This window comes from Nostoc sp. LEGE 06077, assembly GCF_015207705.1.
GTDB lineage: Bacteria > Cyanobacteriota > Cyanobacteriia > Cyanobacteriales > Nostocaceae > Nostoc_B.
Map to the genome: position 1 here is coordinate 222,600 of NZ_JADEWI010000004.1, position 24,507 is coordinate 247,106.

The 24,507-nt window shown below is 39.6% G+C and carries 26 protein-coding genes and 3 pseudogenes; 19 read left to right on the top strand and 10 right to left on the bottom strand.

All coding sequences use genetic code 11. The features are described 5' to 3' along the window. The first annotated feature begins 177 nt into the window (after window positions 1-177). The 3 genes from IQ244_RS04730 to nifD all read left to right on the top strand — a co-directional run bounded on the left by IQ244_RS04730 (window position 178) and on the right by nifD (window position 3,432). Window positions 178-537, top strand: coding sequence for a group I truncated hemoglobin (locus IQ244_RS04730; RefSeq protein WP_193890332.1), 360 nt, complete (start codon window positions 178-180; stop codon window positions 535-537). Window positions 538-906: 369 nt separating this feature from the next. Then, window positions 907-1,794, top strand: coding sequence for a nitrogenase iron protein (gene nifH / locus IQ244_RS04735; protein ID WP_096576486.1), 888 nt, complete (start codon window positions 907-909; stop codon window positions 1,792-1,794). 195 nt (window positions 1,795-1,989) lie between these two features. Continuing rightward, window positions 1,990-3,432, top strand: coding sequence for a nitrogenase molybdenum-iron protein alpha chain (gene nifD / locus IQ244_RS04740; protein WP_193890334.1), 1,443 nt, complete (start codon window positions 1,990-1,992; stop codon window positions 3,430-3,432). Between the two features lie 251 nt (window positions 3,433-3,683). On the opposite strand, the gene IQ244_RS04745 is transcribed toward nifD, so the two are convergent. The 3 genes from IQ244_RS04745 to IQ244_RS32940 all read right to left on the bottom strand — a co-directional run bounded on the left by IQ244_RS04745 (window position 3,684) and on the right by IQ244_RS32940 (window position 5,772). After that, window positions 3,684-5,105 (bottom strand): hypothetical protein, encoded by a 1,422-nt coding sequence (locus IQ244_RS04745; protein WP_193890336.1) that lies wholly within the window; start codon window positions 5,103-5,105, stop codon window positions 3,684-3,686. Window positions 5,106-5,414: 309 nt separating this feature from the next. Then, window positions 5,415-5,627: a hypothetical protein gene (locus IQ244_RS04750; RefSeq protein WP_193890338.1), complete on the bottom strand. Its 213-nt coding sequence runs from the start codon at window positions 5,625-5,627 to the stop codon at window positions 5,415-5,417. 22 nt (window positions 5,628-5,649) lie between these two features. Further along, window positions 5,650-5,772, bottom strand: a complete 123-nt coding sequence (locus IQ244_RS32940; protein ID WP_265578902.1) for a hypothetical protein — start codon at window positions 5,770-5,772, stop codon at window positions 5,650-5,652. Between the two features lie 184 nt (window positions 5,773-5,956). Between IQ244_RS32940 and IQ244_RS04755 the strand changes: the two genes are divergently transcribed. Next, window positions 5,957-6,559, top strand: a complete 603-nt coding sequence (locus tag IQ244_RS04755; RefSeq protein ID WP_193890340.1) for a hypothetical protein — start codon at window positions 5,957-5,959, stop codon at window positions 6,557-6,559. Between the two features lie 77 nt (window positions 6,560-6,636). Here IQ244_RS04755 and IQ244_RS04760 read toward each other — a convergent pair whose 3' ends face one another. The 3 genes from IQ244_RS04760 to IQ244_RS04770 form a co-directional block, all read right to left on the bottom strand. Beyond that, a complete protein-coding gene (locus IQ244_RS04760) occupies window positions 6,637-8,817 on the bottom strand; it encodes a DNA methyltransferase (RefSeq protein WP_193890342.1) in 2,181 nt (726 codons plus the stop codon). A 101-nt stretch (window positions 8,818-8,918) separates the two neighbouring features. Further along, window positions 8,919-9,836: a DUF5677 domain-containing protein gene (locus tag IQ244_RS04765; protein ID WP_193890344.1), complete on the bottom strand. Its 918-nt coding sequence runs from the start codon at window positions 9,834-9,836 to the stop codon at window positions 8,919-8,921. An 89-nt stretch (window positions 9,837-9,925) separates the two neighbouring features. Then, a complete protein-coding gene (locus tag IQ244_RS04770; protein ID WP_193890346.1) occupies window positions 9,926-10,672 on the bottom strand; it encodes a Shedu anti-phage system protein SduA domain-containing protein in 747 nt (248 codons plus the stop codon). A 156-nt stretch (window positions 10,673-10,828) separates the two neighbouring features. On the opposite strand from IQ244_RS04770, the gene IQ244_RS32945 reads away from it, so the two are divergent. After that, a complete protein-coding gene (locus IQ244_RS32945) occupies window positions 10,829-10,963 on the top strand; it encodes a hypothetical protein (RefSeq protein ID WP_265578903.1) in 135 nt (44 codons plus the stop codon). A gap of 80 nt (window positions 10,964-11,043) precedes the next feature. Here IQ244_RS32945 and IQ244_RS04775 read toward each other — a convergent pair whose 3' ends face one another. Next, window positions 11,044-11,730 (bottom strand): hypothetical protein, encoded by a 687-nt coding sequence (locus tag IQ244_RS04775; RefSeq protein ID WP_193890348.1) that lies wholly within the window; start codon window positions 11,728-11,730, stop codon window positions 11,044-11,046. 138 nt (window positions 11,731-11,868) lie between these two features. Continuing rightward, window positions 11,869-13,287, bottom strand: coding sequence for a site-specific integrase (locus IQ244_RS04780; RefSeq protein ID WP_193890350.1), 1,419 nt, complete (start codon window positions 13,285-13,287; stop codon window positions 11,869-11,871). Window positions 13,288-13,397: 110 nt separating this feature from the next. Between IQ244_RS04780 and IQ244_RS33340 the strand changes: the two are divergent. From IQ244_RS33340 to IQ244_RS04840, 13 genes and pseudogenes are all read left to right on the top strand, one after another. Continuing rightward, a pseudogene (locus IQ244_RS33340) lies at window positions 13,398-13,547 on the top strand (nitrogenase molybdenum-iron protein subunit alpha); the annotation flags it as partial. Window positions 13,548-13,752: 205 nt separating this feature from the next. Continuing rightward, complete coding sequence (nifK, locus tag IQ244_RS04785) at window positions 13,753-15,291, top strand: nitrogenase molybdenum-iron protein subunit beta (RefSeq protein ID WP_193890352.1); 1,539 nt, start codon at window positions 13,753-13,755, stop codon at window positions 15,289-15,291. A 205-nt stretch (window positions 15,292-15,496) separates the two neighbouring features. Beyond that, window positions 15,497-15,814, top strand: a complete 318-nt coding sequence (locus IQ244_RS04790) for a Mo-dependent nitrogenase C-terminal domain-containing protein (RefSeq protein WP_193890354.1) — start codon at window positions 15,497-15,499, stop codon at window positions 15,812-15,814. 432 nt (window positions 15,815-16,246) lie between these two features. After that, window positions 16,247-17,686, top strand: a complete 1,440-nt coding sequence (nifE, locus tag IQ244_RS04795; RefSeq protein WP_193890356.1) for a nitrogenase iron-molybdenum cofactor biosynthesis protein NifE — start codon at window positions 16,247-16,249, stop codon at window positions 17,684-17,686. Then, window positions 17,687-19,003, top strand: coding sequence for a nitrogenase iron-molybdenum cofactor biosynthesis protein NifN (gene nifN / locus IQ244_RS04800; RefSeq protein WP_193890358.1), 1,317 nt, complete (start codon window positions 17,687-17,689; stop codon window positions 19,001-19,003). 63 nt (window positions 19,004-19,066) lie between these two features. Next, complete coding sequence (nifX, locus tag IQ244_RS04805) at window positions 19,067-19,480, top strand: nitrogen fixation protein NifX (RefSeq protein WP_096576510.1); 414 nt, start codon at window positions 19,067-19,069, stop codon at window positions 19,478-19,480. Then, the gene (locus IQ244_RS04810; RefSeq protein ID WP_193890360.1) at window positions 19,477-19,953 is read left to right on the top strand and encodes a NifX-associated nitrogen fixation protein; all 477 of its coding nucleotides are present in this window, start codon (window positions 19,477-19,479) and stop codon (window positions 19,951-19,953) included. The genes nifX and IQ244_RS04810 overlap by 4 nt, the downstream gene beginning before the upstream one ends. 253 nt (window positions 19,954-20,206) lie before the next feature. After that, window positions 20,207-20,407 (top strand): CCE_0567 family metalloprotein, encoded by a 201-nt coding sequence (locus tag IQ244_RS04815; RefSeq protein WP_193890362.1) that lies wholly within the window; start codon window positions 20,207-20,209, stop codon window positions 20,405-20,407. Continuing rightward, complete coding sequence (gene nifW / locus IQ244_RS04820) at window positions 20,404-20,721, top strand: nitrogenase-stabilizing/protective protein NifW (protein ID WP_193890364.1); 318 nt, start codon at window positions 20,404-20,406, stop codon at window positions 20,719-20,721. Before IQ244_RS04815 ends, nifW begins: the two co-directional genes overlap by 4 nt. Window positions 20,722-20,731: 10 nt before the next feature. Then, entirely contained in the window at window positions 20,732-21,532 is an 801-nt protein-coding gene (locus IQ244_RS04825; RefSeq protein ID WP_193890366.1) for a HesA/MoeB/ThiF family protein, read from the top strand. A 104-nt stretch (window positions 21,533-21,636) separates the two neighbouring features. Further along, window positions 21,637-22,008 carry a HesB/IscA family protein gene (locus IQ244_RS04830; RefSeq protein ID WP_193890368.1) on the top strand — a complete coding sequence of 124 codons (372 nt, stop codon included), beginning with the start codon at window positions 21,637-21,639 and terminating at the stop codon, window positions 22,006-22,008. 278 nt (window positions 22,009-22,286) lie between these two features. Then, window positions 22,287-22,586: a 2Fe-2S iron-sulfur cluster-binding protein gene (locus tag IQ244_RS04835; protein WP_193890369.1), complete on the top strand. Its 300-nt coding sequence runs from the start codon at window positions 22,287-22,289 to the stop codon at window positions 22,584-22,586. A 156-nt stretch (window positions 22,587-22,742) separates the two neighbouring features. Continuing rightward, window positions 22,743-22,994: a FeoA domain-containing protein gene (locus IQ244_RS04840; RefSeq protein WP_193890372.1), complete on the top strand. Its 252-nt coding sequence runs from the start codon at window positions 22,743-22,745 to the stop codon at window positions 22,992-22,994. A 75-nt stretch (window positions 22,995-23,069) separates the two neighbouring features. Here the strand turns inward: IQ244_RS04840 and IQ244_RS04845 are convergent, their stop codons facing one another. Then, entirely contained in the window at window positions 23,070-23,279 is a 210-nt protein-coding gene (locus tag IQ244_RS04845) for a TOBE domain-containing protein (protein WP_096576524.1), read from the bottom strand. A gap of 772 nt (window positions 23,280-24,051) precedes the next feature. Here IQ244_RS04845 and IQ244_RS04850 point away from each other — a divergent pair. After that, window positions 24,052-24,288, top strand: a pseudogene (locus IQ244_RS04850) (CBS domain-containing protein); the annotation flags it as partial. Between the two features lie 23 nt (window positions 24,289-24,311). Here IQ244_RS04850 and IQ244_RS04855 read toward each other — a convergent pair. Continuing rightward, window positions 24,312-24,507: pseudogene (locus IQ244_RS04855) on the bottom strand (IS5/IS1182 family transposase); the annotation flags it as partial.

The following is a 24,507-nucleotide window of genomic DNA, read 5'->3' on the forward strand; positions in this document are numbered from 1 at the left end:
CACAAATACACCTTGATGTGCGACAGCCAAGAACAAAAAGTAGGATTTAACTGATACGATTGTTTTCCCATCAATGGTTTTATTCCTACTAACAACAGACAGCTAACAGCACATAGGCAAAGTTATACAGCGCCTACCTGCAATTTCATTATCCAATACGCTTCAAAGGAAAAGGATATGAGTGCAACATTGTATGAAAAACTTGGTGGACAAGCAACTATTGAGAAAATAGTTGATGATTTACACAAACGCATCGTCGCAGACAACTCCCTCAAACCATTTTTCGCTAACACAGATATGGCGAAACAACGGGCGCATCAAATTGCTTTCTTCTCTTTGATATTTGAAGGGCCAAAGCAATACACTGGTCGTCCAATGGACAAAACCCACACAGGGATGAACCTACAAGAACAACACTTTGATGCGATCGCCAAGCACCTAACTGCGGCTATGGCTGTAGGTGGAGCATCAGCAGACGACACCAAAGCTGCATTAGATCGCGTTGCATCCTTGAAGGGCGCTATTTTGAACAAGTAAGACGAATCCTGCGGGGCGATCTAGTATATCCGCAGAATTCACCAAGGGTAAGACTGACGCATTGATAGTTGAATAGCTAGTCAAATCCTACCCAGCGTTCCGCGTTCTTCCAGATTATGGCGTATTTGTAAAGTGTGTAATTCCTTTGTCATTTGCCTAATCAACAACAAATGACAAAGACTAAATAAAATTTTAACCCCGAATCATTATGACACCAGTATCCACCAATTTTGCTGTAGAGCGATCGCCCCCGGCGTGTGCCATTCGCGATCGTTCTACAAACCCCTCACAGCCATAGCTCAACAGGCGTGAGATTCTCAAACAAACCCAAAGACCCACTAAACCAACCAATTGTAGGACAAGAGAACCATGACTGACGAAAAAATTAGACAAATAGCTTTCTATGGTAAAGGCGGTATCGGTAAGTCTACCACCTCCCAAAACACCCTGGCAGCTATGGCAGAAATGGGTCAACGCATCATGATCGTAGGATGCGACCCTAAAGCAGACTCCACCCGTTTGATGCTCCACGCCAAAGCACAAACCACCGTATTACACTTAGCTGCTGAACGCGGTGCAGTAGAAGACCTAGAACTCGAAGAAGTAATGCTCACCGGCTTCCGTGGTGTGAAGTGCGTAGAATCTGGTGGGCCAGAACCAGGTGTAGGTTGCGCTGGTCGTGGTATTATCACCGCCATCAACTTCTTAGAAGAAAACGGTGCTTACCAAGACCTAGATTTCGTATCCTACGACGTATTAGGTGACGTTGTATGCGGTGGTTTCGCTATGCCTATCCGTGAAGGTAAAGCACAAGAAATCTACATCGTTACTTCCGGTGAAATGATGGCGATGTACGCTGCAAACAACATCGCTCGCGGTATTTTAAAATATGCTCACTCCGGTGGTGTACGCTTGGGTGGTTTGATTTGTAACAGCCGTAAGACAGACCGGGAACACGAACTCATCGAAACCTTGGCAAAACGGTTGAACACCCAAATGATTCACTTCGTACCTCGTGACAACATCGTTCAACACGCTGAATTGCGTCGGATGACCGTCAACGAGTACGCACCTGACAGCAACCAAGGTAATGAATACCGTGAATTAGCTAAGAAAATCATCAACAACGACAAGCTCACTATTCCTACACCAATAGAGATGGACGAACTAGAAGCACTGTTGATCGAATACGGTATCTTAGATGATGATTCTAAGCACGCAGAAATCATCGGTAAGCCCGCAGAAGCTACCAAATAGATCATCCCGTAATTAGGAGACAAGGAAAGTATGAAGATTGAAGTGTGAAGTATGAAGTGTGAAATATGAAATATGAAATCTACAATCTTTCAACTTTTAACCTTCAGCTTTGATCCTTTAGCCTTCAGCCTTCATCCTTCTCCTCTCCCTTTTTTCCCTAAATTTCCCCATCCGTAACAGAAACCGAGGCAGACTATGACACCTCCCGAAAACAAGAATCTTGTAGAAGAAAATAAGGAACTTATTCAAGAAGTTCTCAAAGCTTATCCCGAAAAATCTCGCAAAAAACGCGAAAAACACCTCAACGTCCACGAAGAAAGCAAGTCTGATTGCGGCGTTAAGTCTAACATCAAATCTATTCCTGGTGTAATGACCGCCCGTGGTTGTGCTTACGCAGGTTCTAAAGGTGTGGTTTGGGGTCCTATTAAGGACATGATCCACATCAGCCACGGCCCAGTAGGTTGCGGTTACTGGTCTTGGTCTGGTCGTCGTAACTACTATGTAGGTATCACAGGTATCAACTCCTTTGGTACCATGCACTTCACCTCCGACTTCCAAGAACGCGACATCGTATTCGGTGGTGACAAAAAACTCACCAAAATCATCGACGAACTAGAAATTCTCTTCCCTCTCAACCGTGGTATCTCCATTCAATCTGAATGTCCTATCGGTCTAATTGGGGATGACATCGAAGCTGTAGCTAAAAAAGCTTCTAAGCAATATGGTAAACCAGTTGTACCCCTACGTTGCGAAGGTTTCCGTGGTGTATCTCAGTCTTTAGGACACCACATTGCTAACGACGCTATCCGTGACTGGATTTTCCCTGAATATGACAAGCTCAAAAAAGACAACAAACTTGACTTCGAGCCAAGCCAATATGATGTAGCCCTAATCGGTGACTACAACATCGGTGGTGACGCTTGGGCCAGCCGGATGTTGTTAGAAGAAATGGGCTTGCGCGTTGTTGCTCAGTGGTCTGGTGACGGTACACTGAACGAATTGATTCAAGGCCCTGCTGCTAAATTAGTTCTAATTCACTGCTATCGTTCTATGAACTACATCTGCCGTAGTTTGGAAGAACAATACGGTATGCCTTGGATGGAATTCAACTTCTTCGGCCCCACCAAGATTGCTGCATCTTTACGCGAAATCGCCGCTAAATTTGACTCTAAGATTCAAGAAAACGCTGAGAAAGTTATCGCTAAGTACACACCAGTGATGACTGCGGTACTTGAAAAGTATCGTCCTCGCCTCGAAGGTAACACCGTAATGTTGTACGTAGGTGGTCTACGTCCTCGTCACGTTGTTCCTGCTTTTGAAGATTTGGGTATCAAAGTTGTCGGTACAGGCTACGAATTTGGTCACAATGATGACTACAAACGTACTGCCGATTATATCAATAACGCTACCATCATTTACGATGACGTTACCGCTTACGAATTCGAGGAATTCGTTAAAGCTAAGAAGCCTGACTTAGTTGCTTCTGGTATTAAAGAGAAGTATGCCTTCCAAAAGATGGGTCTACCCTTCCGTCAAATGCACTCTTGGGATTACTCCGAACTTGGCGACGGGGTGCAGATGTCAGACGAGGTAAGGTTTTTTAGTGGTGGTAGAAAAAAGAGTCTATTTTTAGCCTAAATGTCGGTTTTAGGGTTGGCTAGGCACAATATATTTTTGCTGATTTAGATAATATAACTCTTGTTGAGTCTGGTTTTTAGGTTTTGTTAGGTTTTGATGATATTAAAACTGTAAAGTGAAAGACTATTTTAAGAGAGTTTTTTTAGATTAATTTGGTGCGATCACACTAAAAATACCATTTATCTGGCTTGGTCAAGTGATAAATTAACTAAATAGTTTTAGTACAGTTGTATGTAAAGGAATTGTTAGGTTTACTTTGCTTTACTTGCAGAAGGATTAATTCTTCCGTCAACAATGAAAATTTCAGGTACTCTTCTACCACTACTTATTTCACTTTGTCTAAATTTTAGTAGCTCATCTAAAGCTCTTGTAGAATCCGTAGTCTTAATAATTAAAAAAATACTGTATTCGGTTCTTTCGGCGGCATTATATATAGGAAGTTGTTTTTCGTAACCTGCTCTAATATTGTTCGATGTGTACTTAACTTCAACATTTATCCGTGCTTTATAACCGTTAGATATTTTGAAGTCAACAGGCCCTCTTCCAGCGTTAGGCTCTCTATTCAAATCTAGATTATGGGCATTACAATAGGCATCAGCTATGCCATAGAAAAGCAGTTGCGCAAAGCGTTCATTTCTTAAGTTTTTTGAATCACTCCAGAAATGTACAGCTAATCCATTATCTTCAACCAGAACTTTAAAGTTGTTGCATATCTTAATTACCACCTGAAGAATATTTTCAGGAGTCACTTTATCTACATCTAATAAAAGTGGAAATAGATTAACATATTCTTTGGCAAGAGAATACCAGATAAGTTGTCCAGATGGATCATTTTCAAAATCATACTTTTCAGCAGGATTTTTCTTATATTGTTCAACTAAATCTCGCAGCACGTCAGGATTATTAAGCAGTATGTTCTTCAGTTCACGCTTCGTTATCTTTTTCCTCTTCGTTGCATTTTGCCAAGAATCACCGATGATATCGTTAACACGATTTCGTAATTCCTCATTGTACGCACAAACCCGGTCAATATCACATGCTCCATTGGCAACAGGAAGATCATTTAGAATCTCGTAAGGAATAAATACGGTAGGATTGTTACTACCTAGTACGGCTGGTAAGCATAATTCCTGACCGCTTACGTCTACAGGAACAGTATTCAAATTAAGATTTTTAGCAACTCGCTCTGAGTAAACCAACAGGTCTGAAAAAATGATGTAAATCGTCATATCACTAATTCTATCTGCACCTATATTTTCTTCAATGAGTCCAACTAACTCGAATATTACTGGATCGGTTATGCCTGCTTGTATAATTTCCCAAGCGGTTTTAGTCAGATTCATCGCTATACCTGATCCAATACCTCTACCGGAAGAGCCTTCTGACGAATATCCTAAAGACACAAACGGCAATTCTGGAAATATTAATTTTTGGTGAGCAGCACGGAAAAATCTATCCTCAGAATTTTTCGTTACCTGTAGAAGATGAATAATTTGAGCAAAATGCTCTTGAAACCTTTGGTATGAATCCTTAAGTTCAGAAATTTTTGTAGCTTGAAGAAGATGAGGATCGACATGGAATTTTGAGTCAATATCTATAAAACCGTTGAACACTCCTTCATTTTTTAAAGCTTCTTCAGAAACTCCAAACATCTCATTTATTTTCTTAGGCATAAACTTAGTGCAAATACTGCCAACACCTTAACATTCATCATCAGAAAGATAACAGAGGGTATATATGGTAATTAATCCGCTTTTATAAGCCATGCAATTGCATTGAAAACTATATAATAAGTAATTTTACTTATTCCTCAAGAACCTATTGAAACAGTTACATCCCTATTAACAACTCTGGTACTTTGCTGAAATATTGATGATTAATTTACGACATAGAGCGATCGCACCAAGTACCCACAACATCGATAGACTATCAGACTCGTTTTGTGTTGGGCTAAGAGTTGAATATTTAAATCGCATACATCATTAATTATCTACATCGGATTGCTTAAGCGCATCCATCAAAACTGCACCAGCCCCAAAGCTATTATATGGGGTGGATAAGCCGTAAGTTTTGAAAGGTTCTAATGGCGAAATATCCTCAGCTATGTTCAAATCCTCTGCTAGAATCCGAATTAGTTTAAGTTTTTCTATTGGGGAAAGTTGCAGAATAGGAGGAAGTATCTCAGCTAAGGTCATAATCTCTACCTCTACAGCTTTCTCAATAGTAATTGAATTTGTCCGACAGGCGATCGCAGACAAGCTGGGGAAACAAATCAGCTTCTTGGGTGGTGATTCCCAAATCAGTGGCAGCTTTTTCTAAGATAAAGTCACTGTAAGCCATAGTTTTGCAGTGCTTTGATTGTATTATGATATATACCCTAGCGTAGCTTAACCTATGGCGTTGGTAGATTATTGCCAGGAAGTTAGGCGGAGGAATAGAGGAGAATTAGTGTAGCTTCGCTACAGCTTGAAACAAGTTTTAAATCGCTAGACTGAATCTAGACTTGTAAATAAAATTAGTAATTATGCCTTATAGCCAGTTTACAACTATCAGTAAAGTTAAAGAAGCTTTCGGATTAAAAACCCAGGAAGGTGGAAGATTTATTCCACCAACTGAACCAATAGAAGCTTCTCATACACTAACTGCATATCTTGAAGAAAGTCTAACACTTGCTGCTTCTGCTAGTGAAAAAGCGCGTTCTGAGGGTATTATTTACCCAGTATTATTGGAAGTTAGACGCATATTAAATCGACAAATTGGCTTATTTTCTGGAGAAGATTTTACAGTTGATGAATCAGTTGGGCTTAATGGAATGTGTGATTTTCTGTTAAGTAAATCGCCGGAAGTGCTAGAAATTGAAGCCCCTGTAGTTGTAATTCTAGAAGCAAAAAAAGCAGATTTAAGAACTGGATTTGGACAATGTATTGCAGAGATGCTTGCAGCACAAAGATTCAATGCGGCAAAAAATCATCCGATTTCAGTTATTTATGGCTCGATTAGTAATGGTACACAATGGCGATTTTTGAAGCTGGAAGAGAATGTGGTGACTATTGACTTAATGGATTATCCTCTTCCTCCCGTGGACGAAATTCTCGGAATTTTAGTGTGGATGGTTAACAATAGTTAATTCATGTGTGTAAATGTAGTATTTTAGTACGATCGCCTGAATCAAAATTGTCATGAGAAACTGTCTCAAGTTTCAATTTAACTTTCCAACTTTCTTAAAAAATCGGCAAGCACAGTTTTATCCTGAAATGTTGCTCGAATCGTATCATTATTATTGTAATCAACAATAACTTCAAATCTCTCAAAGTTACCATTGGGGTTATCAATATTAAGTGTATTTAACTCCATAAGTGCGTTATCAATACTCTCAAACTCATATCTCACTGCAAAAAGTGGCATGATAACTATTTTAGTAACGTAACGCTCAAGACTGTTTCTCAGCGTTGCCATAAAAATGTCTACTTCTTTTTGAGAAACTTGCATTAAAGCTTGTCTCAGGTTTTCTTTATCTGAGCTACTAAGACTCGCTAATCTCTTTGATGCTGTTGTATAAAGTTCATGAGGAGTGTCTTCATCAAAAGCAACATCGAAATCAATTGTTTTAAATGCTGAAACTACATCTTTGTAAGGAATATAAATAACTGCAAAGCCATTATTTTTTAGTTGTTCTAGTGCTGGTTTGGTAAAGTCTCCTGCTAATACTACTCCATAGAATGGGGCAGACAAATGATGAAGCTCAATAATCGGTAAGATAGCCCCTTGTATTTCTTGAGCTTTATTTTTGGAGTGTTTTGTATATCTCCGCCATGCAGACTCAATAAATGCAACTGGTCTACCAATTTTATCATCTGTACCATCAACTTCAATGACAAAATCTAAATCGTGTTTGTTACCATATTTATCTTTCCAAGTAACTTTTTTTCCAGTTCTGGCTGGACGCGCTTTTTGTGAATCGAGATAATAATTTTTGGTTTGAGCAAACTGCTGTAGTCGGGGTTTGAGAATATCGTCTAAAACAATATCTTCTAGAAGTTTCCCTAGTGCTTGACCAAATTTATGTGATGGTGATTGTGCCATAATCTTGCTTTCTATCCAAAGTCTTCCTTCGTGGAGTGGAACATCATGTTTTCGATTTTTCCACTTGACATTTCGTTGTCTAATTTGTTCAAAAGACCAATCATCAAAACCTGCTGCGATCGCTAATTCTCCTAACCACTTCTCTACAGGAACATATACACCATAAGGGGCTGAATCTCCTACCACAAGGCACATTCTGCAATCAGAATTTGCAACTCGATGCAGAGATTGAAAGACTTTTGCCATATCCGCAAAATAAGCAGCAATCATTGTATGATATGCTTTATTGCCGCCCTTAGTCCCTCGAACTGCTTCTAACTCTTTACAAGTAGGAATTAGTTCATCTTTGATTGGTTCGATAATAGATTCAGCTATCAAAGAATCTAAGCTAAGTTTTTCCTTAGAAACGTGTTGTGAACTTGAGCGAATCAAGAACTTACGGACTGTTTCATGCAAATCTCCCCAAGAATTAACTTCACCCCAAAAAGTCATTTCCAGACGTGTTGCATCTGCGTAATCATAATTATTTGCATAGGGTGGAGATGTTATAACTAAATCAATTGATTTATCTGGAATACCTGCTAAATTTCTCGCATCTCCTTGAATTAGGTTAGCTCTGCTGACTCTTTTAAAAGACTGCATATAAAGCATATCTTCTTGCATGAGAGAAACTTGCTTATCTAGTGCATCAAAAGGTTCACAAATTTTGACTTTCCGTTTATTTGGGAGAATATATTGCCATTGTGCCGTACCTACATAACTTGATGACCGTAAAATAGCGCAAACTGCCAAAAAAATTAGAAATTGCAAATCTTCAGATAACTTTGGCGCATTTTCTAGATATGCTTGCTTTATTTTTAAGAGATTTATTAGCGTTTCTTCCGTGTAACACTTGCTTAATAAAGCGGGAATATTTTCAGGGAATTTTAGTGTTAAATTAGCTGCAAAATCCTTAATTTCATTTATTGCAGCCACAAAATCATGGCTATCTACATTCCATGAAAGCTTTCCTTTAGCAAGTCGATAAACAAAAGGATGTGCTTCAACACCGTAAGAACTAACACCTAACTGATCAGCAACAATACAAGCAGTACCGGAGCCTGCAAATGGATCAAGAATAGTTTGAGGTTTTAACTCTTTAATTAATTGTTCAACCCAAGCCGCAGAGAAACCAGCGGAATAACGAAACCACCGATGGATTGGTAATTTCATATTGTCAGTGAAAGTTCCTGCTCTTTCTCTAACAATTTTTGGCAAATCAGCATCTAAGTTGAGCAGAGGAAGTTGAGAGGGATTAGTCATTAATAAACGGGATGAAATTTGTTGTTGTGGCTCAGTATGGGAAAGCCAAACCAGTCTTTGAGTTATGGAGATACAGACTTAGTGTAAGCGATCGCATAACTTCATCCCCAACAGTAAAGCGATCGCCTGTATAATTCCTTAATTATGTACTTTTTTCTTTTAGGATAAGGCTTTAAATAAGCATACCTACGCTTACTTAAATGTTTCACTAGTTCAGCAAGCCTACTTTGTACCTTATTAGGGAATGAGTCAAATGGATTTGGACACTCTACTAAGGCAATAAACCGCTCACACACTTTTATACTTTGCCGACACTGATACTTGATTTCTTTTGCTTCCACTAATTCTTCTAATACTAATGCCTCACTTAGAATCAGCGTACTTATATAAACCGCATAGAATGCAGATTGTAAAGTATTTGAGGCTTGCCAGTATGAGTAATAAATATCATCTTCACGATAGTTTCCAGAGGCAATCATATTGGGATGAGTATGCTCACTCAGAAATGGAAACATAACAGTATGTACCTCTTTATCAAACTGATACTTACTTCCATGTACTAAAGTTGAGATACCTATGCCATAGGTTGATATCTCTCCAGTTTCAGAATCGATGACTTGGTTACACATCTTATTTCCTTTTTTAGAAACAGGATGTTTAAATCGACCTGTATAAATACCAATCTTTTTTTGTACAAAGTCGTCTATATGGTCGGGATTTTGAAGCACATATACAATGTGTAAATAGCTTTCATAAACGCTACGTAAAAGAATCATGGCATCTTCTGGCAGTCTATTATCCAGTAGTAATGAGACAGCCATCAATGATTTACAAGCCTTTGTAAAACAGTAGAAAACGTAATCATGCACAACTATCTCTTGGGAAAAATCATCTTCAGCGATCGCATCTGCTGTAGCATATTCAAATACTATTTCTTGAAAAAGACAAATTTGTGAACCAAGTCGTCTTTTAAAGGCTATTAATAATCTAGTTAAAGCTTGTCGTTCTTGTGCAGTCATTATATTTTTTTACTATTATAAAATATCATCCAATATTCATCGAAATAATCCGAATACAACCACTAATATTCGGATTAAATCTCTTATGATTAATCTTCTGATGGTGAATACTTACACCACCTATCCCAAGGTGATAATTCATCCCTAATGAAGAACGACTTATAAATCTTCGCTAGAAATGGGAGCTTATATGAACTTCTTGAATAGAATTCAACTTGGCGCAGAAAAGAATCAAAAGTTCGTATCTGAATGTTTTGTGTAGAATTATTAAATTGTGCCTTATAAGCTTGCTTTCTTAAATCTTGCTTGAGTTCAGATTCTCGTCCAATAATCAGCACACCAAAAGGAGAGGTAAATGATGTGACTCCTAGTACATCTCTAATATGTCCTTGATATTTTGTACAGAAGCCAATGTAATCTTTAATCTGACTAAGACCACTTGCTAGTTGAGCGGTTTCAACAATTCGACCATTTTTATCTTCTTTGTAAAGACGATCTCCCGGTGACTTTAAATCAACAACCCACCATGTCACTCCATCAGAATTCTCTCCAGCAAACAGGTAATCTGGAATTTTCCCGGTTCCATTGACAAAACCTGAAGGTTTTATTATGGGTTGTTTAATAATCCAACTATCGTGATGACCAGTACGAAAGAAAGCCGACGTGAAAGATAATAAAGAGAGATTGTGTCTGAGAAAAAAATCGATTTCAGTTTCACTAGCATTTTTAGAGATTAGAAAAATCAACTTTGCTAGATCATCTTCAATAAAGTTATGAGGATCAACTCTATATTCCTTTGGTGGATAATCACCTTCGAGAGCATTAGGGAAGCGCATAATATTGGAAATAATCAACTATTTAAAATAGTAGTACACTTGTATTGAATTGAGTTAATCGCTAAACTGTTTTTTATAAGTGTTCATGATTTTATACAGTTATATACCATACATGAAATATGTTTATATTACGTTACGATTGAAGATAAGAAACCATTGGTAATCTATACAGCATTGAAGCGATCGCCTGTGAACATACTTCTTTTTCGTACAGCATATATTGAAGCGATCGCACTTACCATGTGTAATTATCAAGCATTTATTGAGGCAATCGCACTTTATCATGTGTAATTATCAGCAAGCGATCGCCTGTGAATATACTTTCTTTTTACTTCAGAATCTATTGAGGCGATGACTCAAGCTATGCCATATTAAGTATTAGGCTTTATACAATATCCATATCGGCTCATTAATTTCTGTACTTTTATATAGCCAAAGAAATCAATATACTGCCATAATATTTCATAAAATTCCAAACTTTTTCTTTCACTTTGTTTATTTCCAATAATATTGAACCAATAATTAAGATAAGGATAAAAATCTTCTTTACTTACCAGTCCAGTTTCAATAAAAGATTCAAATCTTTCTAGATAATCAAGAAAAACATCAAAATGATCCCTGAGCAAAGTTTCCGCAGGAGTAAACCCTTTTGGTTCATTCATATATGTCTTGGCTTGAAGAGCCTTGCATAGTTCAACATCAATATTGAAAATTGATACTTCTTGGGAAAGATTGATTTTACGGCGGTTCCAATCAAGCATTAACATTACATTTTTAATAACTGGATCAGATTTAAATTCTTTCATTTCTTTAGCAACTAATTCAGCTTTTTTCCATTTTTTATCTTTCCTATACTGCTCAATTCCTCTCCATAATGTAAAAAGAGCAAAACTAGTACCAAGAATAGAAATAATAGTATCAATTCTTTCTTTGGTAGAAAGACTATTTGTACTATTTTGATTTTGAGATGCAAAGCTTGGCTCTGTAAAATAAAGTAATATCATCAGAGATGAGATTAATATATAAGCTGGAGTATATATTGATTTTTTAGTAAACATAAACAGTGTTATTTCAAGTAAATAGCATAATAACAAGAATCAGACCCAGCTATTTACGTACAATTACTTAAATAGAAAATTTAGTATAAGACCAGGGTTATCATTTGAGATAAGGAATAAAATAGTTTTTAAGCCAATTCAAATACGCTTATAAACTAACTCCATCTTTAACTTCTCAATTTCCAACTTCAACCTTTCATTTTCCATCTTCAACCTAGCATTCTCCTCCCTAATAACTTCAATCTCATTCTTCTTAGTCAACGCTTGATTAATCGCCAGCTTCCGCATATCTAGCGAGAACCAACGCTGATATGTCTGGGTATGAACTTGCATACTATGTCCTAAATTATCTGCTGCTGCTTTGATTGGTATGCCTAAAATATGCGCTCTAATTGCCCAGGCGTGACGTAAATCGTAAGGTTTGAAATCTAAGCCGATTTTGCGAAACCACCAACTAATTCTTTGTGTTAAGGCTGTTATTTCTGCGTGATTAGTTTTATCTTTTTTACTAATTGCTGTCGCCAGCATTTCTAAATATTTGGAATTTCTTAAATCAAACTCATCAATCCATTCTTTATGTAATGGTAATGCTTGTCTTTCCCCAGTTTTACATTCTTTATCTACCTTCCATGTTAAGTCTGCATTTTCTTTGCTCAACCACCAATCAATATCAGGGTTGATAAAAATTTCTCTGGGGCGTAAACCAAAAACTGCTAACATTCCATACGTCCATCGCCACAGTTGCCAGCTATCTTTTACATCTTGATTAACTTGATTTCCTCTTGTAGTTAAATAGTCATCAAACTTGGTAATTCCTGATAATATTTCTGCGTCTGTGGGAATGTTGCGAGAATTGCGATCGGGCATTTTGGCATATTTAGACAAATCAATTTCTATATTGAATGTCTGGCAAAAGGCTGATATGGCTCTGGTAGCATTATATCTAGCCCATTCTTTATCGATTTGTTCAATTGAATTGATGAGATTTTCTGCTGTTGCTAAATCTTTGGGATTAGTGTATCGCTGAGTGCGGGAAAAATAGTAAAAGAAAGTATGTTCGCTTTTAGTGGTGCGTTTGTGGGTTTTAAAATACTCTTCTGCGAATTTTTCCAGTAAATCGCCTATGGTTTGTGAATCTTTTTTTGTGGCTTCTTTGCCTAAATATTTATCGTTCCATTCAAAGGTTTTACGAGCGATTAGTTTGCCTAATTCATAAGCTTCCTCTTCCGCCGTCTTGAGTCCATCCCAGTTAGCGGGAATATTCAAACTGAGATTGTATTGCTTTCTACCAGTGCCGTTGCTGTCCTTGTCTCCGGGTTTAATTGGTAAAGTCGCCCTTAATTGCAGACTTCCATTCGATTCACGAATTGATACTTTTGTTTTTGCAGACTTCAAACGCAGATTTACTTTTTCTAGTTCTTGTAAGACTTTGGCTCTCATGTGTTCTCTTTGCTGCTGTGCTTGCAGACTTGAGCCGAGAAAACTGCCGTCGGTAGATGAAAGCGGCTCTAAGTCTGCAAAGGCTTGCTGATATTTGTCTTCACCCTGATTTTCCATCGCTGTGGTATTAGCCTATATTTAGCCTAAAATTTAATGTGTTATCAGCGAACAATGTTTAAAACTAACACTGTTTAAAGTAAACATTACGCTGCTAAAAGCCATTAAACCACAAAAAGGATTACTCCGGCCCTTATCACGGTTATGACGGATTTGCTATCTTCGCTCGTGATATGGACTTAGCACTCAACAGCCCCACTTGGAGCTTGATTGGCGCACCTTGGAAGAAAGCTGCTACTAAAGCTAAGGCTGCTGCTTAATTCATTCCCAAGAATAAAACGGATAGCCTGGGGTTTTTAGCCCCAGGAACCTAGGGAAGAATGGTGAATGCTGAATGCTGGATGAAGACTTTTATTCATTATTCATGATTCATCACTCGTGACTCCCAAGGGGAGGAGCGATCGCCCCAGGCTCTCCCAACACTTCAATTACTACACCAACAAGCAAGCGTAGAGAGATACACAAATGCCTCAGAATCCAGACAGAATTGTTGACCACGTTGATCTATTCAAACAGCCAGAATACACCGAGCTATTTGAAAACAAGAGAAAGAACTTTGAAGGCGCACATCCTCCTGAAGAAGTTGAAAGAGTTTCTGAATGGACAAAATCTTGGGACTATCGGGAAAAGAACTTCGCTCGTGAAGCTTTAACCGTTAACCCCGCTAAAGGTTGTCAACCTGTAGGCGCAATGTTCGCGGCTTTAGGTTTTGAAGGTACTCTTCCCTTCGTTCAAGGTTCTCAAGGTTGTGTGGCTTACTTCCGTACCCACCTCAGCCGTCACTATAAAGAGCCTTGCTCCGCAGTTTCTTCTTCCATGACAGAAGACGCAGCAGTATTCGGTGGCTTGAACAACATGATTGAAGGTATGCAAGTTTCATACCAACTGTACAAGCCTAAGATGATTGCTGTTTGCACCACCTGTATGGCTGAAGTTATCGGTGATGACTTAGGCGCGTTCATCACCAACTCTAAGAATGCTGGTTCTATTCCTCAAGATTTCCCAGTACCTTTTGCTCACACCCCAAGTTTCGTAGGTTCCCACATCACTGGTTACGACAACATGATGAAGGGAATTCTGTTGAACTTGACAGAAGGCAAGAAAAAAGCTACCAGCAATGGCAAAATCAACATCATCCCTGGTTTTGATACCTATGTAGGTAACAACCGCGAAGTTAAGCGGATGTTGAACATCATGGGTGTTGACTACACCATTCTGTCTGACAGCAGCGACTACTTTGATTCACCCAACACTGGTGAATTTGATATGTACCCAGGTGGTACAAAGCTAGAAGATGCTGCTGATTCTATCAACGCTAAAGCAACAGTAGCTCTCCAAGCTTACACCACACCTAAAACCCGTGAGTATATCTCTACTCAATGGAAGCAAGAAACAAAAGTTGTGCGTCCCTTCGGTGTTAAAGGTACTGACGAATTCTTGACAGCTATCTCTGAATTGACTGGTAAAGCGATTCCTGAAGAATTGGAAATCGATCGCGGTCGTTTAGTTGATGCTATCACCGATTCCTACGCTTGGATTCATGGTAAGAAATTCGCTATCTACGGCGATCCCGACTTGATCATCTCCATCACCAGCTTCTTGTTAGAAATGGGTGCTGAACCAGTACACATCCTCTGCAACAACGGTGATGAAGTCTTCAAGAAAGAAATGGAAGCTATCTTAGCTGCTAGCCCATTCGGTAAAGAAGCTAAAGTTTGGATTCAAAAAGACTTGTGGCACTTCCGTTCCTTGTTGTTCACAGAACCCGTAGACTTCTTCATCGGTAACTCTTACGGTAAGTACTTGTGGCGCGATACCAAAATCCCAATGGTGCGGATTGGTTATCCTCTCTTCGATCGCCACCACTTACACCGTTATGCTACCCTCGGCTACCAAGGTGGTCTAAACATCCTCAACTGGGTTGTTAACACTCTGTTGGATGAAATGGATCGCAGCACCAACATCACTGGTAAGACCGATATCTCCTTCGACTTGATTCGCTAGAAATGGCGATCGCACCATAGCTTGTTTGTTAAAAACAGCTAAGTAAGTCAAAAGGTAAAAGGTGAGGCAGTGCGTTGGGCGGGTTTCCCGACTTGAAGCAACTGCCGAACCCGAAGGGCAAGAGGTAAAACACTTACTCTTTTGCCTTTTGACTTTTTACCTTTTACTTTTCAACCTACCTATCTCTTGATTCAGCATCTCTATTATGGACAGCATCAATCACACTCATTCCCACGTTAATTACCATCCACCTAACTATAAAAAGTCTCCTGTACTTAATCCATTACGTCGTTTGGTGGACGGAATTCAAGTTAAAAATAATCGCCTCGCTCATGTAATATGCCAGGTAATTCCTTGCTGTTGCCCTTTTGAGCGAAATATTAGTTTATTTGGGCGGAGTTTCCATATTCCACCTTTATGCAAGCTCAATCCTCTCTATGATGAGTTTGTTGGTTTACGTTTTCGGGCTTTGTCTTACCTCGCTGATGAATGTGGTGAGGATGTGACAAGGTATATTTGCTAATTATTAGCGGCTCAAAATTACTCATTACTGATTAAATCTCACCTGATGATAGGGGTTTGGGGCTAAATTTAGAAATATTTTGTCTAATTACATAAATGTCTCACCCCAAAATCAGGTAAAAAATTCTTATCCTTCGTAGTGAAGAATACTTTTAAGTTTCTTGTAAAAGTCGATGTTATAGAAATGAACCACTAATACACACTCATCAATGTGTGTCAGGTATAGAGAAGATTTTTGCAGGAAGTTTTACGACAGTAATCAGTTAACAGTTAACAGTAATCAGTCATCAATGAATCGATAAATGATTATTGTTAACTGCTTTTTTGCAAGACATAAATACTTGATTTTTGGCCGAACCATAGAGGCAAGGCAGTGCTTTGAGCGGGTTGTCCGACTCCCTCACTGCCGTACGGAGAAAACAGAGGAAGAGAGATGAACACCCAAAAGAAGGTTAACGAACTGCTGAATGAATCAGGTTGCGAACATAATCAGCAGAAGAAGGGCGAAAAGAAGAATAAGTCTTGTACACAACAAGCGCAACCAGGGGCAGCGCAAGGTGGCTGTGCTTTTGATGGGGCGATGATTGCTTTAGTACCTATTACTGATGCAGCGCATTTGGTTCACGGCCCGATCGCCTGCGCGGGTAATTCTTGGGGTAGTCGTGGTAGTCTATCTTCTGGGCCTCAGCTTTACAAGATGGGTTTCACTACCGATATGACGGAAAATGATGTGATTTTCGGTGGTGAAAAGAAACTCTACAAGGCAATTTTAGAAATTCATCAGCGTTACAACCCCAAGGCTGTGTTTGTCTACGCTACTTGTGTGACGGCTTTGATTGGCGATGATATCAATGCTGTTTGTAAGGCGGCGGCGGAAAAAATTGGGACTCCGGTTGTGCCTGTAATTGCGCCCGGATTTATTGGGAGTAAGAACTTGGGCAACCGTTTTGGCGGTGAAGCTTTATTAGATTATGTTGTCGGCACAGCAGAACCGGAATTTACAACCCCCTATGATATTAACTTGATTGGCGAATACAACATCGCCGGGGAAATGTGGGGAGTCCTGCCTTTATTTGAAAAATTAGGCATCCGCGTACTATCCAAAATCACGGGTGATGCTCGTTATGAAGAAATTCGTTACGCTCACCGTGCCAAGTTGAACGTGATGATTTGTTCGCGGGCTTTGCTCAATATGGCCAGAAAGATGGAGGAGCAATATGGGATTCCCTACATTGAAGAGTCTTTTTATGGGATTGATGACATAAATCGTTGTTTGCGGAATGTGGCGGCGAAGTTGGGCGATCCTGATTTGCAAGCGCGGACTGAACAGCTAATTGCTGAAGAAACAGCCGCTTTGGATATCGCCTTAGCTCCCTATCGCGCCCGACTCAAGGGTAAGCGTGTGGTTCTGTATACTGGCGGTGTGAAAAGTTGGTCTATTATCTCCGCCGCTAAGGACTTGGGGATAGAGGTTGTGGCTACTAGCACCCGCAAGAGTACAGAAGAAGATAAAGCGAAAATCAAACGCTTAATTGGTACAGAAGGAATGATGCTGGAAAAAGGCAATGCTCAGGAATTGTTGCAATTGGTACGGAACACCAACGCTGATATGTTGATTGCGGGTGGTCGGAACCAATACACAGCCCTGAAAGCGCGGATTCCTTTCCTCGACATCAACCAAGAACGTCATCATCCTTATGCTGGCTATGCGGGAATGTTAGAGATGGCGCGAGAATTATACGAAGCCCTCTACAGCCCCATCTGGGAGCAAATTCGCAGACCCGCCCCTTGGGATGAAGTAGCCGGGACTTTAAATAATTTTAGTTTGTCAGCAGAAGATATGTTCTCTGCGTCAATAGAAGAGGTATTTTAGATGGCGATCGTTACTGTTCCCGAAAAATCAGTTGCAGTTAATCCCCTCAAGCAAAGCCAAGCTTTAGGTGCATCCCTCGCCTTTTTGGGATTAAAGGGAATGATACCTCTGTTTCACGGTTCTCAAGGGTGTACCGCCTTCGCCAAAGTTGTGCTTGTACGGCATTTTCGGGAGGCGATTCCCTTAGCCACTACAGCTATGACGGAAGTAACTACGATTTTGGGTGGCGAAGATAATGTAGAACAAGCGCTTCTGACGTTGGTAGAAAAGGCCAAGCCAGAAATTATCGGTCTGTGTACCACAGGATTAACCGAAACCAGAGGCGATGATATTGAACGCTTCTTGAAGGATATCCGCGATCGCCATCGCGAATTAGACCACATCCCCGTTATCTTTGCACCAACACCAGATTTTAAAGGTGCATTGCAAGATGGTTTTGCTACTGCTGTGGAAAGCATCGTTAAAGAAATTCCCCAAGCAGGCGGGATCAGAAGCGAACAAGTGACGATTTTGGCTGGTTCGGCCTTTACCCCCGGCGATTTACAAGAAATCAAAGAGATTGTCACCGCTTTTGGATTAGAACCTATCTTTGTACCTGACCTTGGCGCTTCTTTGGATGGTCACTTAGAAGATAACTATAGTGCTGTCACTGGTAGCGGTACAACAGTCAAACAACTGCGTCAAGTGGGTTGTTCTGCCTTCACCATTGCTTTGGGTGAAAGTATGCGGGGTGCTGCCAAAATTCTCGATGAACGGTTTAACATTCCCTACGAAGTTTTTGGTGAACTGACTGGCTTGGAACCAGTAGATGAGTTTTTGCAAGCGTTATCAATTCTCAGCAGTAACCCAGTCCCCGAAAAATACCGCCGCCAACGTCGCCAATTGCAAGATGCAATGCTTGATACGCACTTTTATTTTGGTGCAAAACGGGTATCTCTAGCATTAGAGCCTGATTTGTTGTGGGCGACAGTGCGGTTCTTGCAATCGATGGGAAGCCAAATTCACGCCGCCGTCACCACAACGCGATCGCCTTTACTCGAAAAACTCCCCATCAAGAGTGTCACCATCGGCGATTTAGAAGACTTTGAAGAACTAGCAGTAGGTTCTGACCTATTGATTGGTAATTCTAACCTGGGAACGATCGCTAAACGTCTGTCGATTCCTCTTTATCGTTTAGGCTTACCCATCTACGACCGTTTAGGTAATGGTCTATTCACAAAAGTTGGTTATCGCGGCACGATGGAGCTTTTGTTTGGCATCGGCAACCTCTTTTTAGAAGCTGAAGAAGAGCGAGTTAAACACTTTTTCAATGATTAGTAATTGGGGAACTGGGAGCATAAATACAATACTCCCTACTCCCTACACAAGTAGGAGAAAAGAATGAAAATTGCCTTTACAACCAGTGACCACATTCACGTTAATGCTCACTTTGGCTGGGCGAGAGAAATTGATGTCTATGAAATCGATGCAGAAGGATATCAATTTTTACAAACTCTCAACTTTGAGGGTGAGTTAAAAGAAGATGGTAACGAAGATAAAATCACACCCAAACTTGATGCATTGGTTGATTGTGCAATTGTTTATGTAACAGCAATTGGTGGTACTGCTGCTGCTAAGTTAATCAAGAAAGGCGTTACCCCAGTTAAAGCCCGCACCGAAGAAGAAAAAATTGAAGAGTTACTGACTAAATTAGTCCAAACTCTTAAAGGTAATCCTCCACCTTGGTTGCGGAAAGCTCTACAACCAAAAACCAAAACCTTTACAGATGACATTGAAAACGAAGCAACTGTATGACCGCAGATAATACTGTTAACGGAACCACCAGTATTGCAGCCTTAAACTCTCCCTTCATTAAGGCTTTAGTTCTCCAAATTCGCGGACAAGATAGTTACGGATTTTACCGTAATTGGTCAGATGAATTAATCCTCAAAGCTTTCGTAGTTCCCAAAAAAAAGAAACGCGAAATTCCCATTGAGGGTGAAGTTGATGCCGCAACACAAGCCCGGATTTTAGTGTTTTACCGTGCTGTTGCTGCCAGAATTGAACAAGAAACCAATCTCATCTCTCAGGTTGTAATTAATATCAATCATGAGGGCTTCGGCTGGGCTTTAGTATTTTCTGGTCGGCTTTTGCTAACAGTAAAAACTCTCAGAGATGCTCATCGTTTCGGTTTTGAATCTCTAGAAAAGTTAGCAGAAGAAGGCGAAACTTTTGTCCAAAAAGGCTTAGATTTAGTTAATCGCTTCCCCGAAGTAGGTAAGCTTTAAATTTTAGTCAATAGTCAAACCCCTCTCCAAACCTCTCCCCCACAGGGAGAGAGGCTTTGAAAATGCAGGATATTTCTGCCCCTCTCCGCGTCGGAGCGAAAAGTTGAGCCGGTGCGTTGGACGGGTTCCCCGGCATAAAGCAACTGGCGTTGCGCGTCAGGGTTTCCCGGCGCAAAACTTTTCAAGGCAGAGGGGTTGGGGAGAGGTTTATCAAACTCATGTTTATTTACAAAGGACAAAGGACAAATGACCAATGACCATCGAGGAATTGAAAACTCAAATTAAACGCCTCAATAGCAAAGCAGGTCAAATGAAAATGGATCTGCATGATTTAGCAGAGGGATTGCCAACAGATTACAAAACACTTATGGATGTTGCGGCGGCAACTTATGAAATATATCGTCAACTTGATGAGTTGAAACAGCAGCTAACAGCATTGGAGAGCGCAAAATGAGTAAAACTATTGATGAATTCAAAAAAATAAGTGATGCCGAAGCATATTTTCAATTTTTTGAGTTAGATTATGACCAAAAAATTGTCAATGTAAATCGTCTCCATATATTGAAAAAATTCTCGCAATATATCCAAGAAATTGATGATAATTCTGCTGATTTAAGTGCAGAAGAAAAGCTGAATCAATATTGCTTGGCTTTGCAAAAAGCATATCAAGTATTTCTCGAATCAACACCCCAAGAACAAAAGGTGTTCAAGGTCTTTAAAGACAAGCCCAAAAATGTAATTACGCTGACAGAACTCTCGTCTGATTAGGAGGTAAATAGTGGTTAACCTAACTCCTACCGAGTTAGAACGTTATAGTCGCCAAATGATGCTCCCTAATTTTGGCGAAGCGGCTCAAAAGCGCCTGAAGTCAGCGACGGTTTTGGTTACAGGTGTGGGGGGATTAGGTGGTACGGCGGCGCTTTATTTAGCAGTAGCAGGCGTTGGACGGCTAATTCTAGTCCGGGGTGGTGACTTGCGACTAGATGATATGAATCGTCAGATTCTCATGACGGATGATTGGGTAGGTAAGCCAAGGGTATTGAAAGCGAAAGAAACCTTGCAAGCCATCAATCCTGATATCGAAATCGAAACGATTCATGATTACGTTACCGCAGAGAATGTAGATTCTTTGGTACAGTCCGCAGATATGGCGCTGGACTGCGCTCACAATTTTACAGAACGCGATTTGTTGAATGCAGCTTGTGTGCGTTGGCGCAAACCAATGGTAGAAGCTGCAATGGACGGGATGGAAGCTTACCTGACAACAATTATTCCTGGTGTCACGCCTTGTTTATCTTGTCTGTTTCCCGAAAAGCCTGATTGGGATCGACGTGGTTTCTCGGTGCTAGGTGCTGTTTCTGGGACATTGGCTTGCTTGACGGCGTTGGAAGCAGTCAAGCTGATTACTGGGTTTAGTCAGCCTTTATTGTCGCAATTACTGACAATAGACTTAAACCGGATGGAGTTTGCCAAGCGTCGTTCATACCGCGATCGCTCTTGTCCAGTATGCGGCAATAGTGCGCCTTGGAGATACTCACAATCTCCATCAATGGAAACGACCAGTAATTTTACAACTTAATAACAAAGGTCAATAGTTATTTTTTGACTATTGACTCTGGACTAAGTTAGAAAAATCTCAAATTCTCAATCAGAACAATCAATCGCTACAGATTAGGAGATTGGATGACTGTTACTTTAACAGAAAAAGCAGAATTTCGTTTGCGGGCATTCCTGCGAGGCTCTAGTTCCGATGAAAATAGTGCAACTAAAGGTATCCGCATCTCTGTCAAAGGTGGTGGTTGCAATGGCTATGAATATGGCATGGATGTCACTAGCCAACCCCAAGCAGATGATTTGGTAATCCAGCAAGGTAGTGTGTTGGTTTACATTGATGCCAAAAGTGCGCCTTTATTAGAAGGAATTGTGATTGATTTTGTCGAAGGGATGGTAGAAAGCGGTTTCAAATTTACCAACCCCAATGCAACTAGTACCTGTAGTTGTGGCAAATCTTTCCAAGCCGGAGATGGTACGCCGAGTGGTGTCCCTTGCAGCTAAAAGAGTCTTTTTTTTAGCATCAAGTTGAACCGAGGCTTCCCGTAAACGTACTCCGCACCAGATGTCAGAGACACTAGCGATAGCGGTAGTCAAATAGGTTAGAACATTTGGAAAGCTTGAATACTAGGAATAATAATACTTCTAGCTCCTGCCTTCTGCCTCCTGCCTTCTGCTATCAAACTCATCAAATGCAGTGTCTTCCTATTCATATTTTCTCGAAGAGGAGACTGACACACTTCGAGAACTAACCGAACCGTAAAATTGAGGAGAATCGGAAAATGGCTACCTACCAAGTAAGATTAATCAACAAAAAGGAAGACCTCGACACCACAATTGAAGTGGATGAAGAAACTACAATTTTGGATGCAGCAGAAGAAAACGGTATTGATTTACCTTTCTCTTGCCATGCAGGTTCTTGCTCTAGCTGTGTAGGCAAAGTTACTGAAGGTGAAGTTGATCAATCTGATCAAAACTTCTTGGATGACGAACAAGTATCCAAAGGATTTGCTTTATTGTGCGTTACCTATCCTCGTTCTAACTGCACAATCAAAACACATCAAGAAGCTTACCTCGTTTAACTCATATCTTGCACCAAGTGACTAGAAATTACAGCTACACAGACACGATTTCTAATCGCCAGGGCTAGGGCTATTGTTAGTCATTAATCAAAGGATGAAAGATGAAGATTATTATCTTTATTTTTCATCCTTCACCATTCACAATTCATACTTTTAATGTTTACCCCTTTTCGCGTAACTGGCTGCTCTTTAGAATTACTCAATCCAGGTGAACAAGGTATAGTAACTTTTTATCAAACTCAGGATAAGAAAATACTGGAAGAAATTACTTCAATTGGCATCACAATCGGTATTTGTATTACATTAGAACAAAAATTTCCTGCATTAGTAATTAAAGTTGATAGTCATACTATCAGTATCAACCAACAAATTGCCCGAAATATTTATGTTCGGATTGTTGAACACTAATTATATATCTAACTAAATATCCCCGACTTTTAAATAAGCCGGGGATATGATCACAATCAATAAAAAACCTATTTATTAATCAATAGCAACAATCACATCTGATGCTTTAATAACAGCGTAAGCTTGTTTACCTTCTGCCAGTCCTAGCCTATCGGCTGAGGATTTGGTAATGATAGAGACTAACTCTACTCCAGGTGCTAGTTCTAAAGTTACTTCGGTATTAACTGAACCAGTGACAACTTTTTTAACGGTAGTTTTTATCGCATTACGAGCGCTAATTTCCATGTTTTAATTTCCTATGGATTGATGCTTGTTTGAAACAATACCAACTTTTTGGAAACCTATAGAGGTTTTTTAGAATTTCTTTATAAATTTAGCAGATATAATTTATACAAAATTAGTTGAGTAAATGGTTGCTAATAAAAATACTCCGTTGGGGGGATATATTTGCTTGGCAGAAATAGCAAAATTCATACCCAATGGATGATTTACTTGTTGGCAAGTTTTATACATCAATAATCATGTCTATAAACATTAATTTCAAACAAGTTAAGTATAGGCGACAAATCAAACAAATATACATAGAGTTTTAGTCTTTAAAACCAAACCAATTCAAAAACACAATCTTTAAAAAACAAATGTATTTTCTAATGCAATTTGATAATTTTTTGTGTTATTTAACCAATATCTATAGGAGAATACACACTTATTTATAAAACAAACTTATCAGAGTGATAATATATAAGTAAGCTAAATTGTTGCTAGTGAACCTAAACGCCATTAGCAAGTGATTACAGGGTTATCAAAGACATTTCTACCTGAATCCTGATACAACTGAAAATTAGGCAAAACGATGCGATCGCTTCAACAATATATTAGGGAAATCTCGAAATCTTATACTGAAAATTCATAATTCTACTAAGTAGGATTTAGGTTTCGTACTGCGTAAAACCTGTGTCTAATTTTCGTAATTGCTTCAACTAAGCAAACACTGTTTGGGAAAAGTACAGCAGTTTAGAAAAAATCCCTTACTTGCAATAAATAAGGAGCAGGAATTATGCGAGCCAAACAAATCATGATTCAAGATGTAGCTACCATTCGCGGCTCCGCTACTGTAGCAGCAGCAGTGAAATTATTAAGGCTCAAACAACTCCAAGAATTAATTGTCGAACCTCGTCATAGTGGTGATGCTTACGGCATTGTGACGGAGAGTGATATTGCAGGCAAAGTGGTTGCTTATGGAAAAGATCCTCAAAGAGTTTATGTTTACGAAATAATGAGTAAACCCTGCGTCACTAGACCTCTTGCAAAAGTCAGTTAAGCAGATTCAGTTTTAGGGAGACGAAGCTCATAGTTGTACAAACCAGCGATGAGATTAAATCTCAAACTAAATCTTTTTCTCCGATTGCGATAACGGTCAGACAAGATTTTAAATATCTTTAGTTTCCGATTAATATGCTCACCGACAACTCGAACTTTGGCTAAGTCTCGATTACTCTTTTTATCTTCGCAA